Genomic DNA, 15145 nt, shown 5'->3' with positions numbered 1-15145 from the left:
CCTAGCGCAGGAACGCTGCTGCCACGCCGGCGTCCACGGGGATGTGGAGGCCGGTGGTGTGCGAGAGTTCGTTGCTGGTCAGCACGGCGGCGGCGTTGGCCACGTGCTCCGGGAGGACTTCGCGCTTGAGGAGCGTGCGCTGGGCGTAGTACTTGCCCAGTTCCTGCTCGTCCACGCCGTAGACGGCTGCCCGCTTGGCGCCCCAGCCGCCGGCGAAGATGCCGGAGCCGCGGACCACGCCGTCGGGGTTGATGCCGTTGACGCGGACACCGTACTCGCCCAGTTCAGCGGCGAGGAGGCGGACCTGATGCGCCTGGTCTGCCTTGGTGGCGGAGTAGGCGATGTTGTTCGGGCCTGCGAAGACGGAGTTCTTGGAGGAGATGTAGATGATGTCCCCGCCCAAGCCCTGGTCGATCATGACCTTGGCAGCGGCCTTGGACACCAGGAACGAGCCCTTCGCCATGACGTTGTGCTGGAGGTCCCAATCCTTCTCGGTGGTCTCGAGCAGCGGCTTGGAGATGGACAGGCCGGCGTTGTTGACCACCAGGTCCAGGCCGCCGAAGGCGAGCACTGCTTCCTGGATCGCGGCGGCGATCTGTGCTTCGTCGGTCACGTCAGCCTGGACACCGATGGCGACGTCGGATCCGCCCAGTTCCTCGGCCACCTTCTGCGCGTTCTGGAGGTTCAGGTCGGCAATGACGACGCACGCGCCGTCGGACGCCAGGCGGGTGGCGATCGCCTTGCCAATGCCCGACGCCGCACCGGTCACCAGCGCGATGCGGGTGGCGTGGGACTTGGGCTTGGGCATGCGGGCAAGCTTGGCTTCTTCCAGGGCCCAGTACTCGATGCGGAACTTCTCGGATTCCTCGATCGGGGCGTACGTGGAGATGGCCTCGGCGCCGCGCATCACATTGATGGCGTTGAGGTAGAACTCGCCGGCCACGCGTGCGGTCTGCTTGTCCTTGCCGAAGGAGAACATGCCAACGCCGGGAACCAGCACGATGGCAGGGTCAGCGCCGCGAAGGGCCGGGCTGTTGTCGTCGGCGTGGCGGTCGTAGTACGCCTGGTAGTCCTCGCGGTACGCGGCGTGCAGTTCCTTCAGGCGGTTGACCGAATCTTCGATCGAGGCGTCGGCCGGCACGTCCAGGACCAGTGGCTTGACCTTGGTGCGCAGGAAGTGGTCCGGGCAGGAGGTGCCCAGCGCGCCAAGGCGGGGGTGCTCCGTGGACTCAAGGAATTCAAGAACGGCGGCGTCATCACTGAAGTGCCCCAGCTGCGGCTTGTCCGTCGAGGCCAGGCCACGGATCACGGGGGCCAGGGCGGCTGCCTTGGCTTTGCGCTCTGCTTCGGGGAGTGCGGCGTAGCCGGGGAGCTTGGCGCCGAAAGGCTCGGCCTTACCGTTCTCCTTGATGTAGGCCTCGGCCTGGTCGATGATCCACAGCGAGTACCTTTCGGCTTCTTCGCTGGTGGCGCCCCACGCCGTGATGCCGTGGCCACCCAGGATGGTGCCGATGGCCTGCGGGTTGGCTTCCTTGATCGCGGCGATGTCCAGGCCGAGCTGGAAACCGGGGCGACGCCAGGGAACCCAGACAACCTTGTCGCCGAAGACCTTGGAGGTCAGTGCTTCGCCGTCCACCGCGGTGGCGATGGCGATGCCCGAGTCCGGGTGCAGGTGGTCAACGTGCGCCGCGTCGACGAGCCCGTGCATGGCGGTATCGATGGACGGCGCAGCGCCACCCTTGCCGTGCAGGCAGTAATCGAACGCGGCCACCATCTCGTCTTCACGCTCGACGCCGGGGTAAACGTCCTTGAGTGCCTGCAGCCGGTCCAGCCGGAGAACGGCAAGGTTCCCGGCCTTCAGCGTGCCGAGGTCTCCGCCGGAGCCTTTGACCCACAGGAGCTCAACGTCCTGGCCAGTGACAGGATCCTTCTCGGTGCCCTTGGCGGAGGTGTTGCCGCCGGCGAAGTTGGTGTTCCGTTTGTCCGCACCGAGTCGGTTGGAACGGGAAATCAGGTCTTCAACAGTGGTGTTGTCTGTGTTCTGCATGTTCATGCCTTTATGCGCCCCATCCGGCTTGCTGGCCGCCTGCGCGGTCCTCGTTGATCTTCTTCTGGTATCCGCTGGCCTTGTAGGCGGCCATCGGATCGGCGGGCAGGCCCCGGGATTCGCGCCACTCGGCCAGGGCCGGGCGGACGTCCGTGTAGAAGGCATCGTTGAAGATGCCGTTGGCGGCCAGGACATCGCCGGCACGCTGAGCTTCGGAGAGTGCTGCGGTATCCACGAGCAACGCGCGGGCCGTCATTTCCTGGACGTTGAGCACCGAGCGGATCTGGCCCGGGATCTTCTCTTCAAGGTTGTGGCACTGGTCCAGCATCAGGGCGACGCCGGATTCTTTTCCGAAACCGCCGCCACGGATAACTTCGTGCATGATGCGGAACAGCTGGAACGGATCGGCGGCGCCAACAATGAGGTCGTCGTCCGCGTAGAAGCGGGAGTTGAAGTCGAAGGAACCCAGCTTGCCCAGGCGCAGCAGCTGCATCACGATGAACTCGATGTTGGTGCCCGGAGCGTGGTGGCCGGTGTCCAGGCAGACGAAGGCTTTCTCGCCCAGGGCCAGGGTCTGCGCGTAGGAGGTGCCCCAGTCCGGAACATCGGTGTGATAGAAAGCCGGCTCGAAGAACTTGTATTCCAGGACCAGGCGCTGCTCATCGCCGAGGCCCGCGTAGATTTCCTGGAGGCTTTCCGCGAGACGGTCCTGGCGGCCGCGGATGTCATCCTGGCCGGGGTAGTTGGTGCCGTCAGCCAGCCAGATCTTCAGGTCCCTGGACCCGGTTTCGTGCATGATCCCGATGCACTCCAGGTGGTGATCGATGGCCCGGCGGCGCACTGACTCGTTGGACGAGGTCAGGGAGCCGAACTTGTACTCGTCATCCTGGAAGGTGTTGGAGTTGATGGTGCCCAGCCCAACTCCCAGGCCGGCAGCGTCATCGCGCAGGGCGGCGTAATCGTCCACCTTGTCCCACGGAATGTGCAGGGCCACGGTGGGCGCCAAGCCGGTCAGCTCGTGGACTTTGGCGGCGTCGGCGATCTTTTCCTGAACGGTGCGCGGAGTGCCAGGGGTGCCGAAGACCTTGAACCGGGTCCCGGAATTTCCGTAGGCCCAGGACGGCACTTCAATGGCCAGTTCCCCTAGACGGCCCAGGGCCGATTCTGTGGTGTTCATGCTTGATCCTTTTGGTATTCGTGGGCGGTTGCGTCTGTGGGTGCTGCTGTGGCGCCGGCGGCTGCGGCGGCGAGCTGGTCCTGAAGGTTGAAAACTTCTTCAACGATCTCGAAGCCCTGGTCCGGTGGAAGGTCGCTGTTCGCAAAGAGGGTGGCCATCTCTGCCTGCCAGCGCGCATTGACCTCTGTCACGGCCATGCGGGCCTGGGCTGCCTCGTAGTCCTCACACTCCAAGTAGCCGATCAATTGGCCGTCGGGAGCCAGGAACAACGAGTAGTTGTTCCAGCCGGCGTCCTTCAGTGCTGCCAGCATGTCCGGCCAGACGGCGGCGTGGCGTTGCTTGTACTCGGCCATCAGTTCCGGTTGGACTGAGGAACGGAAACAAACCCTCATCTGCGTTTCTCCAGGGTCACTCGTCTTTGAATCGTTTCATTTGTTACGATTCAAATTACCCTCGGAAACGGGAGGGTGTCAAGGCGTTTCCAGCACATTGACGTCAGCCAACGGAGATCGGAAAGCATGTCCCAGACAGCGAGCATCAAAGACGTTGCAACCCACGCCCAGGTAGCAGTGGGAACTGTTTCCAATGTGCTCAATTACCCGGATCGTGTTTCGCAGCGGACCAAGGAGCGCGTCCTCAAATCCATCGCCGAACTGGGCTTCGTCCGCAATGACGCCGCCCGCCAGCTCCGAGCGGGCCAGAGCCGGACCATCGGCCTCATCGTCCTGGACGTCGGCAACCCCTTCTTCTCCTCGGTAGCCCGTGCCGCAGAGGACGCTGCCACCGCGCTGGGAAGCGTAGTGCTTGTTGGCGACAGCGGACAGGATGCTTCGCGCGAAGCGCACTACATGGACCTGTTCCAGGAGCAGCGCGTCCAAGGCCTGCTGATTTCTCCCGTGGGCAACGTGGGAGAGCGGATCGACACCCTGCGCGAACGCGGCGTACCCACTGTCCTGGTGGACGAACTCGCGGACACCGATCGCTGCAGCTCAGTTTCCGTGGATGACCAGGAAGGCGGGTATCTGGCCGCCAAGCACCTGCTGGACCTGGGCCGCCGTCGACTGGCCTTTGTTGGCACGCCTTCCATCCGCCAGGTGGCCACCCGGCTCAAGGGTGCGCAGCGTGCCGTCGCCGAAGTGCCCGGTGCCGGCATTGAAGTGCTCGACTCCGCCGGGCAGACGGTACTTTCGGGCCGGAACGTGGGCAACAAGCTGGTGGAACGCACTCCGGAGGAGCGGCCCGAAGCGGTGTTCTGCTCCAACGACCTCCTGGCGCTGGGCGTGATGCAGTCCCTGACCATGTTGCGCACGGTGAAAATCCCCGAGGACATCGCCCTGATTGGCTATGACGATATCGACTTCGCCATCTCCGCAGTGGTGCCCTTGTCATCCATCCGCCAGCCCACCGAGGCGCTGGGCCGGACGGCGATCGAGTTGCTCGTGGAGGAACAGGACAACGGAGGGACCAAGCACCGGGCGGTGGTCTTCACGCCCGAGTTGGTGGTCCGTCAAAGCACGGCCGGCGCGGCAAGCCAGCCCGCACCAGCTGGGTAACAGCACATGTGGCCGCCCACAGCGACCTGTGCTGTTACCCGGCTGGGTTGCTACAGGGCGTAGATGCTCCACGACGCCGTGTGCTCGGCACCGGGATCCAGCCGGATCAGGTCCGTGCCGCTGTTGAACGCGTCCGGCGGGCAGGTCATGGGTTCCACGGCCAATCCAATCCGGCTCGGGATCGGTGCCGGCTTGTCAGCGGTGTGGATCTGCAGCCAGGGGCAGCTTTCGTCCCAGGACATTCCGACGCCGGTGCCCGCCGGGTCCCGCACGGCAAGCCGCGCCAGGCCGCCGTCGAAGGCCAGACCCGTGAAGGCATGGTCGATTTCGGTGCTGCCGAGGGCGCGCGCCTGGCGGAAGTCGAAAGCGTGACCCTCCACGCTCTGAAGGCCCAGGGGAAGCAACCTGTCCGGCGTGACCTCCAGGAACGAGTCCGCGGCGAAATCCAGGACCCACTGGTCCAGTGGCGAGGATCCGGCCACCAGGTACGGGTGCGGACAAACTCCGTAGGGAGCGGTCTCAGATCCTGTGTTCCGGGCCGTGACCGATGTGTGTAGACCGGCGTCATCCAGGGCGAACCGTGCCAAAAGCTCCAGGGTGAAGGGATATCCCGCAGAGGGGCCAACCGTGCATGTCAAGGTGAGCGAACCGGCGTCGGACTCTTTCAGGACCCAATCGAGCGGGAAGGCGAGCCCGTGCAACGCTGTGGCCCGTTCACGTTCATTGACCGGCAACTGGTGATCGACGTCGTCGAAACTGTACCTGCCGTCTGCGATCCGGTTGGGCCACGGTGCGGCGATGATGCCACGGTAATCCGGGATCGGACCACCCTCCGGAAACGGGACAATGAGGTCCCGCCCCTCGAACTGCAGCACGCGCAGGGCGGCCGCACGGGCGGTCACAACGGCCGTGTAACCACCCGCGCCCAGCGTGAATTCAGTGCTCACAGGCCGCCGGCCAGCTTGTAGTACGCGGCGTTCCAGTTGAGTTCCTTCTTGAACTGTTTGATGGTGGTGCCTTCATCGATGGTGAGGAGTTCCGTCTTGGCGATTTCGGCGAAGTCCTCGAACACGTCCAGGCCCACCTGCGTGGACAATACCGTGTGGTGCGCGGCGCCGGCGGTCAGCCACGCGGCGGCAGACGTAGCGAAGTCGGGCTTCGGTTCCCAGAGGGCACGGGCCACCGGCAGGTTGGGGAGCGGCTGGTCAAGGTCGACGACGTCCACGACGTTCGCGACCAGGCGGAACCGATCGCGCATGTCGGACAGTGCGACGACGATTCCGGGGCCGGCGTCCGTGTCAAACACCATGCGGACGGGATCTTCCTTGCCGCCGATGCCCAGGGGGTGGATCTCCACGCGCGGCTTTTTGGCGGTCAGTGAAGGGCAGACCTCCAGCATGTGCGCACCGAGAATCTTCTCTGAGCCCGGCTCAAGGTGGTACGTGTAGTCCTCCATGAGCGACGCGCCGCCGGGCAGGTCGCCACCCATGACCTTGGCGGCGCGGACCAGGATGGCGGTCTTCCAATCACCCTCGGCACCGAAGCCGTAACCGTCGGCCATGAGGCGCTGGACAGCCATGCCGGGGAGCTGGCGCAGCGCGCCCAGGTCCTCGAACGACGTCGTGAACGCTGCCGAGCCGTTGGCTTCCAGGAAGCTGCGGAGGCCGAGTTCGATTTTGGCGCTGTACCGCAGCGACTCGTGGCGGGCGGCGCCGGCTTTCAGCTCGTCAGCTACGTCATAAAGCCGCTCGTACTCGGCAACCAGAGCGTCGACGTCGGACTCCGCGGTGCCGTGGACAGCCTCGGCGAGCTCGTTCACGGACCAGGTGTTCACCGAGACGCCGAAGCGCAGCTCGGCTTCGGTCTTGTCACCTTCAGTGACCGCGACATTGCGCATGTTGTCGCCAAAACGGGTCAGCTTCAGTGTGCGGACGGCGGCCCAGCCGGCCGAAGCGCGCTGCCAGGCGCCCACCTGGCGGGCGACCTCGGGATTGCTGACATGTCCGACGACGGTCTTCCGCGGCACGCCGAGGCGCGACTGGATGTACCCGAACTCGCGGTCGCCGTGGGCTGCCTGGTTCAGGTTCATGAAGTCGAAATCGATGTCAGCCCACGGAAGGTCGCGGTTGGCTTGGGTGTGCAGGTGCAGCAGCGGCTTGCGGAGCGCGTCAAGGCCCTGGATCCACATCTTGGCCGGGCTGAACGTGTGCATCCACGCGGTCACACCAATCACGGAGTCATCGGAGTTGGCTTCCAATGCCGTGCGGCGGATGGCATCGGAATCGGTGAGGACCGGCTTCCAGACGAGCTTGACCGGGACGTCGCTGCTGGCGTTCAGGGCGTTGGCAATCTCCTGCGACTGCGCTGCGACCTGCTTGAGGACGTCCTCGCCGTAGAGGTGCTGGCTGCCGGTGAGGAACCAGACCTCGTACTGGTCGAGGGAGGTGTTGTTGGCGCTGGGCATGTCATTGCTCCTGGGGTGTTTGGGGTTTTCGAGGTGGCTTCGGGTGTTCCGCGCTAGCGGCCGTAGACGTTTTGGTAGCGGTCGAAGAGGGACTCGATCTTGGCCTGGTCGATGGGCAGTGGCTCACCGAGTTGGCGGGAGATGTGGACCGTCCTGGCCACTTCCTCGCACATGACGGCCGCTTTGACTGCGCTGCGGGCGTCCTTGCCGATGGTGAAAGGCCCGTGGTTCTGCATCAGGACGGCAGGGGAGTTGGAGTTCTTGAGGGTCTCCACGATGCCTTGACCGATGGAGTCGTCGCCGATCAGTGCGAACGGTCCCACGGGGATGGGTCCGCCGAACTCGTCACCCATCATGGTCAGGACGCAGGGGATTTCCTCGCCGCGGGCAGCCCAGGCCGTGGCATAGGTGGAGTGGGTGTGCACCACACCGCCAACCTCGGGCATGTGCCGGTACACGTAGGCATGGGCGGCGGTGTCCGATGAGGGAGACAGCTCCGGGTTGCCCCAATCAACGGTGCCCGCACTGCCGGTGTTCATGCCCCTGACCGGCGTGCCGTAGAGGTCTGTGACCACCATGGACTCCGGTGTGAGTTGGTCGTAGGAGATGCCGGACGGCTTGATGACCATCAGCTCGTGCCCGGGTATCCGGCCCGAGACATTCCCGGCCGTCCAGACCACCAGTTCGTAGCGGGTCAATTCGGCGTGGAGTTCGCAGACTTCCTTACGGACCCGCGCGATGGTTTCCAGCAGGGTGCTCATGCGGAGGCTCCTTCCAAAGCGTTGGCCTGGTTCGCCGAGCCTTCAAGTGCTGCGCGCTGGATTGCCTTGAGGCGGTGCATGACGTTGTTGGCGCCGCGCCCGAAGTAGTCGTGGAGTGCTTTGTACTCCTGGAAGAGGACCTCGTAGGCGGCAACATTTTCCGGGACGGGGGTATACACGGCGCCGGGAGCTGCGGCCATCGAGGCGGCGGCTTCACGGATGTCCTTGTACTTCCCGGCAGCCACGGCTGCATGGATCGCCGATCCCAGGGCGGGACCCTGCTCGGATCCGATGGTGGAAAGCTGCAAGCCAGTGATGTCGGCATAGACCTGCATCAGGAACTTGTTCTTCAGGAGCCCGCCGGCCACGATGAATTCCTTGACCGGGACACCGGAATCGCGGAAGGCATCCACGATGGTGCGGGTACCAAATGCCGTGGCTTCCAGCAACGCCCGGTACGTGTCCTGGGGCTTCGTGGCCAGGGTCTGGCCCACCACCACGCCGGAGAGTTCGTGGTCCACCAGTACTGAGCGGTTACCTGAGTGCCAGTCCAAGGCGATTAGTCCGTGCTCGCCGATGGCCTGCTGCTCCGCGAGCCCGGTGAGGTATTCGTGGATTCCCAGGCCTTGGTCTTGGGCAGCCTGGTGGTACTCCGGCGGTACGCCATTCTTGGTGAACCAACCGAAGATGTCGCCCACACCGGACTGGCCGGCTTCGTAGCCCCAGAGGCCGTCCACGATCCCGCCGTCCACTACCCCGCACATGCCGGGGACTTCACGGAGGACGTCTCCGTTCATGACGTGGCAGGTGGACGTGCCCATGATGGCGACCAGTTGTCCGGGTTCTACGGCGTTGGCAGCCGGGGCGCTGACGTGGGCGTCCACGTTTCCCACTGCCACGGCGATCCCGGCCGGAAGCCCGGTCCAGGCTGCCGCTTCTTCGGTCAGATAACCTGCAGCGTCGCCCAAACGGCCGATGGTGTGTTCCAGCTTTTCGGACACGAACCCCTTGAATCCGGGGTTCAACGCTGCCAGGAAGTCCTCGGACGGGTACTTTCCATCCTGGTAGATGCCCTTGTAACCGGCGGTGCAGGCGTTGCGGACGTAGCTGCCGCAGAGTTGCCAGACGATCCAGTCCGCTGCCTCAACCCAGTGGTCCATGGCGCCGTAGACTTCGGGATCCTCTTCAAGGAGCTGCAGCCCCTTGGCAAACTCCCACTCCGACGAGATCAGGCCACCGTAGCGGGGAAGCCAGGACTCGCCGCGTTCTTCGGCGAGCTTGTTGATGCGGTCGGCCTGCGGCTGGGCAGCGTGGTGGCGCCACAGCTTCACGAAGGCGTGCGGCCGGTCAGCGAAGCGTTCCAGTTCGTTCAGCGGCGTGCCGTCTGCCGTCGTCGGAACCATGGTGCAGGCCGTGAAGTCGGTGGCAATGCCCACTACATTTTCCGGCTTGATGCCGGCATCGGCGACGGCGGCCGGTACAGCATTGCGCAGCACGTCGCGGTAGTCGTTGGGTACTTGCAGCGCCCAGTCGGCGGGCAGTCGCCGGCCCGAACCCGGGAGACGGTCCGAGACGACGGCATGCGGGTATTCGAACACGCCGCTGCCAAGTTCAGCCCCGTCCGAAACACGAACGACGACGGCGCGTCCGGACAAAGTGCCATAGTCCACGCCGATGACGAACTGTTCGTCCAGCGGGAGGTTTTCAGAGGTATTCATGAGGTCTCCATCCGGCTGGCCAAGGCCTCATTGCCGGGGGTCGGGGTGGAAAAGTGAAGAAGGTCTGATGCAATTGTTAGCGCTCACAACTTTGATGTCAAGAGCGGGCCGTCTCGAACGGATGCTCTTGGCCCGGGTTCTTAGCGGGCGCGCCCAGGCAGCCTGCAGTGAAGTCCGTAGAGGGTACTCACAACCGCCCCCTTGCTACTTGGCCGGAGGGAGCTTAGGAGGCGACGGTAGCCGTAGTGGAGCGGACCACCAGGCGCGGCATGACGGTGGCAGCCTCGACGGTCGTGCCGCCATCCAGCCGATCCAAAAGCAACCCGATGCAGCGCTGGCCAAGTTCCTCAAAGTCCTGCGCCACGGTCGTCAAGGGCGGAATGAAGTAGGCGGCCTCCGGTTGGTCGTCAAAGCCCACTACGCTGATGTCCTCCGGAACCCGAACGCCGAGTTCATGGAATGCGCGCAGGACACCGAGGGCCATCTGGTCATTGGCCACGAACAGTGCGGTCACGGAACGGTCGGCGGCAATTTTCAGGCCTTCGCGATAGCCGCACTCAGCACTCCAATCACCTTCGATCAACGCTCCCGGATGGATTCCGGCGTCGGCCAATGCCTCGCGCCAGCCGTCAATACGGGCAGCCGCGTCAATCCAGTCGGCCGGCCCTGACAGGTGGCCGATGCGCTGGTGCCCCAGTTCCAGGAGATGCTCGACGGCGAGCCGCGCCCCTTGCCGCTGATCGACAGTGGCGCCGCTGAGATGTTCGTCGCCGACCGAGCCCACAGCTACCAAGGGCACCTGCGCAGTGATATCACGGAGCACGTCAAAAGTCCCCGGATGCGGCACTGTCACGACGATGCCGTCCACGCCCTGGTCCATGAAGTGTGCCATGGCGTCCTTGATGGTTTCCGGTGTCACTTCCCGCAAGGCGGCCACGCTGACGAAGTAGCCCGCGTCCCGTGCCGCCTGCTGAACACCAAGGAGTGTGTGGGACGGTCCGTACTGCGCCATTTCACTGCCGAGGACCCCGATGGTTTGGGACCGCCGGGTCACCAGGCTGCGAGCGGCGGTGTTTCGGCGGTAACCCAGCTCCGTGATGGCTTGCTCAACGCGCTCGCGGGTCTTGGAACTCACGTTGGGGTGGTTGTTCAGGACCCGGGAAACGGTCTGGTGGGAAACGCCTGCCACACGGGCAACGTCTTCCATGACAGGAGGCCGGGCTGGTGCAGATTGATCTGGGCTCACCCTGTCACGATAGAGCACCGACAGTCAGGATCAGCCCTTAGCCACCTTGGCGGCGTCACGGCGGTACCTCGACAGGAAGGGAGCCGTACCGCTGGTGTCCGGGGGTGTCACGTCCACTCCATCCAAAGGCCAAACCGGCAACTGGCCCATGAGGACGCCTGCTGCCTGGCGGGCGGCCCCATCGGCAACATACTCTCCGGGTTCGGGTACGAAGACCGGCAGTCCGAAGGCTGAGGCCGCAACCTGTTGGACGGCCTCCGATTGGGCGCCGCCGCCTACCAGGATGATGCGCTTGGCCGAGACCCCTTGGGCCTGCAGCGCCGCCAGTCCGTCGGCAAGGGAGCACAGCACGCCTTCCACGGCGGCCCGAGCCAGATTGGCCGGCGTGTAGTTGGAGACCGTGATGCCGTGGAGCGAGCCTGTGGCATCAGGCAGATTGGGTGTACGTTCGCCCTCAAAATAGGGGACGAGGGTGAGGCCTTCGGCTCCCTCGGGGGCCGAGAGTGCAAGCCTGCCAAGCTCGGAGAGGGTAACGCCGAGCAACGCGGCCGTAGCATCAAAAATCCGTGTTGCGTTGAGCGTGCAGGCCAGTGGAAGGAAATTGCCGGTGGCATCGGCAAAACCCGCCACCAGCCCGCTGGCATCCTGTGCCGGAACCTCGGAAACCGCGAAGACGGTCCCCGAGGTACCTATGGAAATGACAACATCCCCGACGGCGGCGCTGACGCCCAGGCCCGCGGCCGCGTTGTCACCAGCGCCGGGGCCGATCAAGGCACCGCCCGGCGTCTTGCCGGCAGCCTCCAGGGGTCCCACAACAACAGGCAGGACCGGTACGTGGCCGAGCGTGTTTTCGAGCACTTTCGGTAGGTACTCACCCCTGCTGGCCGAGAAGTAGCCCGTCCCTGAAGCGTCCGAGCGGTCAGTGCGGAGGAGCTCCAACGAGGCAGGTCCGCTTCCAGGGCCATGGCCGGCAAGCCGCCAGGACAGCCAATCGTGCGGCAGGCACACTGCGGCAGTGCGTCGCGCGTTCTCCGGCTCATTCCGGGCCAGCCAGCGGAGCTTTGTGGCAGTCAGCGATGCCACCGGCACGGTTCCGGTGCTGGATGCCCAGTATTCTGCGCCGGCAGTGGCATCGCCATGACCGGCGTCGAGGACCAACTCTTCGGCGTCGGGCGCGGAGCGGGTGTCGTTCCACAGGAGCGCGGGACGTACAACGTTTCCGGAATCGTCCAGGCACACCATCCCGTGCTGCTGGCCGCCGATGGCCACGGCGTCGACGTCGTCCAATCCACCCGCCGCTGCGACAGCTTCCTGGAGGGCAGTCCACCAGTGATCAGGGTGGACCTCCGTGCCCTCGGGATGGGACGCCCGGCCTTGACGCACCAAGGCGCCGGTGACGGAGTCACGGATGACCACTTTGCACGACTGGGTGGAGCTGTCGATCCCGGCTACGAGAGGCATGCGTTTTGTTCCTTCGGCGAACCGTCGCCGGGCTCTGCAAGGAGACCTTGCGGAGCCCGGCGACGGGACTGTGGTGGGTGGGTGTGGCTTAGCGGGAGCCGAGCAAGTGCTCGATGGCCAGCTGGTTAAGCCGTACGAAGGCGAATGAGCGCTCGGCGGCCTTATCGGCGTCGAACGTTTCGAACGCGCTGGCGTCAGCCAGCAGGTCAGCGGTGGTCTCGCCGGCGTTCAAGGTGGGCTCACCCAGCTCGAAGACACCCGAGGTGGCGAGGGCTTCCTGGACCGCAGGATCTGCCCGGAAGGCAAGGGCGCGTTCCTTCAGCAATAGGTACATGGACATGTTGGACTTGGCCGATTCCCAGACGCCGTCGTAACCGTCCGTGCGGGATGGCTTGTAGTCGAAGTGCCGGGGGCCGTCGTACTTGGGCCCGCCGTTGGGGAATCCGTTCTCCAGGAGGTCCACGGTGAAGAAGGCGCTGGTCAGGTCGCCATGGCCGAAGACGAGGTCCTGGTCGTACTTGATACCGCGCTGGCCGTTGAGGTCGATGTGGAAGAGCTTGCCTGCCCACAGTGCCTGGGCAATGCCGTGGGTGAAGTTGAGCCCGGCCATCTGCTCGTGGCCCGTCTCCGGGTTCAGGCCCACAATGTCGCCGTGTTCCAGCTGGGCGATGAACGCCAGGCCGTGACCGACGGTGGGGAGGAAGATGTCACCGCGCGGTTCGTTCGGCTTGGGTTCCAGCGCAATCCGGAGGCCGTAACCCTTCTCCTTGATGTAGCCGGCCGCAGTGTCCACGCCTTCCTTCATCCGGTCCAAGGCCGCGGAGAGGTCCTTGGATCCGTCATATTCGCTGCCTTCGCGGCCGCCCCACATGACGAACGTTTCCGCACCAAGCTCGGCGGCGAGATCGATGTTGCGCAGGATCTTGCTCAGGGCGAAGCGGCGGATCGAGCGGTCGTTCGAGGTGAACCCGCCGTCCTTGAAAACAGGGTGGCTGAACAGGTTGGTGGTGACCATCGGCGTCTTCAGGCCGGTCTCAGCCAAAGCCGCCTTGAAGTTCTTGAGGATGAGGTCCCGCTCGGAGGCGGAGGCATCAAACGGAATCAGGTCGTTGTCGTGGAACGTGATGCCGTAGGCGCCAAGCTCACTGAGCTTGTGTACTGCTTCCACCGGGTCCAAGGCGGGTCGGGTCGCTACACCAAAGGGATCGGCGCCGGTCCAACCGACAGTCCAGAGGCCAAAGGTGAAGCGGTCCTGGGGTGTGGGCTGCGGGGTCATTTTGCTCCTTTGCAAAGCACAGGGGGAGGAGGCCGAGGAGAAGCACTCCAATTAGTTTTCAATCTGAACTATATGGGGGATGATGGATCATGGTCAATGGAAGCCAGCAAACAATTTTTCGAACCGCAGGGAGTCCCACGCCAGTGAACGAGACAACAGCGCCCGGCCGCGTCGGCGATGTCCGCCGTCGAAATCTTTCGCTGGTGTTGGACTCGATTGCGCGGACCGGCGACGCAAAGCCCAGCCGCGCGCAAGTTGCGGCCGGCACCGGACTCACCAAGGCGGCTGTCTCCAGCTTGGTGGCGGACCTGGTGGAGTCGGGCCTCGTTTCCGAGGTGGGCCTCTATCGGGATGGCGAACGGGGGAGGCCCGGCCAGGGGCTGGAACTCAGCTCCCGCCGCGGCGTGGTGGGCATGGAGATCAACGTCGACTACCTTGCCGTCGGGCTGGTGGACCTGGGCGGAAATCTTCGGTTCCACTCCACGGTGGAGTCGCGGAACCGGGGGATGGCGCCCGCGAAAGTCATGGAGCGGTTGGCGGCCCTGGTGGCTGAAGCAAAGGCCGCGGCGGCTTCCGGGCAGATCGCGATCCTGGGGGGCGGCCTGGCGGTCCCGGGCCTCGTGGATGAGCAACGACATGTGGTCCTTTCCGCCCCCAACCTTCACTGGGAGAACGAGCAGTTGGACCCGCGTTCCCTGCTTGAGGGAGCACCGCTTGGCGTCCGCCTCTCCAACGAGGCCAACAGCGCCGCGCTGGGCGAGCTTTGGTACGGCGGCGGTCCGGCAGACTTCCTCTACGTCTCTGGCGAAGTGGGTGTTGGCGGCGGCGTGATCATCGGGTCGGACCTCTATCGGGGACCCGGTGGTTCGGCGGGCGAGCTGGGTCATATTGTGGTGCACCCCGAGGGGCCCGCATGTTCCTGCGGTGGGGCGGGGTGCCTGGAGACCTTTGCCGGGCAGGAGGCCATCTTTGAGGCGGCCAACATCCCGGACGGTTCACTGGGAGAACGCACGGAGCAGCTGCTGGCCGCCCTGGCCGCCGAGGATCCGCACGCACTGAAAGCAGTTCACGACGCCGGGCGGTACCTGGGCGTCGCGCTCGCCTCCTCTGCGCGGTTGATGGATATCGACGCAGTTGTCCTCGGCGGTCACTTCGCTGTGCTCGCGGAGTGGCTGAGGCCGGCATTGCTTTCAAGCCTGGAGCGCTATGCCCCGGGGTTGCTGGATCCGGACAGCCTGACCGTGTCCGGCTTGGAACACTCCGGAACGCTGCTGGGAGCAGCCGGGCAGGTCATCAGGTCGGTCATTGAGTCGCCGTTCGAGTTCCTCCTGGCAAGCAAGCTGGCCTGATCCCGCCAGATCGTCGGCGGTAATTCGGCGCGGGTTCTTCCGCATCATTCATCAGCATGCTTACTATTGATGGGTCAGTTGTTCGCGAAAACC

The 15145-nt window shown here is 64.8% G+C and carries 12 protein-coding genes; 2 read left to right on the top strand and 10 right to left on the bottom strand.

Annotated features, from left to right (window positions below; all coding sequences use genetic code 11):
* Nucleotide 1: 1 nt before the first annotated feature.
* Genes QF015_RS12945 through QF015_RS12935 form a run of 3 tightly spaced genes read right to left on the bottom strand, consistent with a single transcriptional unit; the run spans nucleotide 2 to nucleotide 3616 of the window.
* Nucleotides 2-2053: a bifunctional aldolase/short-chain dehydrogenase gene (locus QF015_RS12945; RefSeq protein WP_429389466.1), complete on the bottom strand. Its 2052-nt coding sequence runs from the start codon at nucleotides 2051-2053 to the stop codon at nucleotides 2-4.
* 4 nt (nucleotides 2054-2057) lie between these two features.
* Nucleotides 2058-3224, bottom strand: coding sequence for an L-rhamnose isomerase (gene rhaI, locus QF015_RS12940; RefSeq protein WP_310211178.1), 1167 nt, complete (start codon nucleotides 3222-3224; stop codon nucleotides 2058-2060).
* A complete protein-coding gene (locus QF015_RS12935; RefSeq protein WP_429389464.1) occupies nucleotides 3221-3616 on the bottom strand; it encodes an L-rhamnose mutarotase in 396 nt (131 codons plus the stop codon). Before QF015_RS12935 ends, rhaI begins: the two co-directional genes overlap by 4 nt.
* A gap of 126 nt (nucleotides 3617-3742) precedes the next feature.
* Between QF015_RS12935 and QF015_RS12930 the strand changes: the two genes are divergently transcribed.
* The gene (locus QF015_RS12930; protein ID WP_310211173.1) at nucleotides 3743-4777 is read left to right on the top strand and encodes a LacI family DNA-binding transcriptional regulator; all 1035 of its coding nucleotides are present in this window, start codon (nucleotides 3743-3745) and stop codon (nucleotides 4775-4777) included.
* Between the two features lie 50 nt (nucleotides 4778-4827).
* Here the strand turns inward: QF015_RS12930 and QF015_RS12925 are convergent, their stop codons facing one another.
* From QF015_RS12925 to xylA, 7 genes are all read right to left on the bottom strand, one after another.
* Nucleotides 4828-5724: an aldose 1-epimerase family protein gene (locus QF015_RS12925; RefSeq protein ID WP_429389462.1), complete on the bottom strand. Its 897-nt coding sequence runs from the start codon at nucleotides 5722-5724 to the stop codon at nucleotides 4828-4830.
* Nucleotides 5721-7241, bottom strand: a complete 1521-nt coding sequence (gene araA, locus QF015_RS12920; protein ID WP_310211167.1) for an L-arabinose isomerase — start codon at nucleotides 7239-7241, stop codon at nucleotides 5721-5723. Before araA ends, QF015_RS12925 begins: the two co-directional genes overlap by 4 nt.
* A gap of 53 nt (nucleotides 7242-7294) precedes the next feature.
* Complete coding sequence (locus QF015_RS12915; RefSeq protein WP_310211165.1) at nucleotides 7295-8002, bottom strand: L-ribulose-5-phosphate 4-epimerase; 708 nt, start codon at nucleotides 8000-8002, stop codon at nucleotides 7295-7297.
* Nucleotides 7999-9720, bottom strand: coding sequence for a ribulokinase (araB, locus tag QF015_RS12910; protein ID WP_429389460.1), 1722 nt, complete (start codon nucleotides 9718-9720; stop codon nucleotides 7999-8001). Before araB ends, QF015_RS12915 begins: the two co-directional genes overlap by 4 nt.
* 223 nt (nucleotides 9721-9943) lie before the next feature.
* Complete coding sequence (locus tag QF015_RS12905) at nucleotides 9944-10927, bottom strand: LacI family DNA-binding transcriptional regulator (RefSeq protein WP_310211271.1); 984 nt, start codon at nucleotides 10925-10927, stop codon at nucleotides 9944-9946.
* Between the two features lie 69 nt (nucleotides 10928-10996).
* Entirely contained in the window at nucleotides 10997-12427 is a 1431-nt protein-coding gene (locus tag QF015_RS12900; protein ID WP_429389458.1) for a xylulokinase, read from the bottom strand.
* 88 nt (nucleotides 12428-12515) lie between these two features.
* Nucleotides 12516-13703: a xylose isomerase gene (gene xylA / locus QF015_RS12895; protein WP_310211157.1), complete on the bottom strand. Its 1188-nt coding sequence runs from the start codon at nucleotides 13701-13703 to the stop codon at nucleotides 12516-12518.
* 143 nt (nucleotides 13704-13846) lie between these two features.
* Between xylA and QF015_RS12890 the strand changes: the two genes are divergently transcribed.
* Nucleotides 13847-15052, top strand: a complete 1206-nt coding sequence (locus QF015_RS12890; RefSeq protein ID WP_429389457.1) for an ROK family transcriptional regulator — start codon at nucleotides 13847-13849, stop codon at nucleotides 15050-15052.
* Nucleotides 15053-15145 lie beyond the last annotated feature (93 nt).

Source organism: Paenarthrobacter sp. TE4293, from assembly GCF_050435325.1.
Classification (GTDB): domain Bacteria; phylum Actinomycetota; class Actinomycetes; order Actinomycetales; family Micrococcaceae; genus Arthrobacter; species Arthrobacter nitroguajacolicus_C.
Note: the sequence above shows the minus strand (reverse complement) of the source record. Positions and strands in the feature narration are given on the sequence as shown.

Excerpts from the sequence above, each read along its gene's own strand:
- araB (WP_429389460.1), bottom strand. The coding sequence starts at position 9,720 with ATGAATACCTCTGAAAACCTCCCGCTGGACGAACAGTTCGTCATCGGC.
- QF015_RS12900 (WP_429389458.1), bottom strand. The coding sequence starts at position 12,427 with ATGCCTCTCGTAGCCGGGATCGACAGCTCCACCCAGTCGTGCAAAGTG.
- QF015_RS12935 (WP_429389464.1), bottom strand. The coding sequence starts at position 3,616 with ATGAGGGTTTGTTTCCGTTCCTCAGTCCAACCGGAACTGATGGCCGAG.
- QF015_RS12930 (WP_310211173.1), top strand. The coding sequence starts at position 3,743 with ATGTCCCAGACAGCGAGCATCAAAGACGTTGCAACCCACGCCCAGGTA.
- QF015_RS12905 (WP_310211271.1), bottom strand. The coding sequence starts at position 10,927 with ATGGAAGACGTTGCCCGTGTGGCAGGCGTTTCCCACCAGACCGTTTCC.
- araA (WP_310211167.1), bottom strand. The coding sequence starts at position 7,241 with ATGCCCAGCGCCAACAACACCTCCCTCGACCAGTACGAGGTCTGGTTC.
- rhaI (WP_310211178.1), bottom strand. The coding sequence starts at position 3,224 with ATGAACACCACAGAATCGGCCCTGGGCCGTCTAGGGGAACTGGCCATT.
- QF015_RS12945 (WP_429389466.1), bottom strand. The coding sequence starts at position 2,053 with ATGAACATGCAGAACACAGACAACACCACTGTTGAAGACCTGATTTCC.
- xylA (WP_310211157.1), bottom strand. The coding sequence starts at position 13,703 with ATGACCCCGCAGCCCACACCCCAGGACCGCTTCACCTTTGGCCTCTGG.
- QF015_RS12915 (WP_310211165.1), bottom strand. The coding sequence starts at position 8,002 with ATGAGCACCCTGCTGGAAACCATCGCGCGGGTCCGTAAGGAAGTCTGC.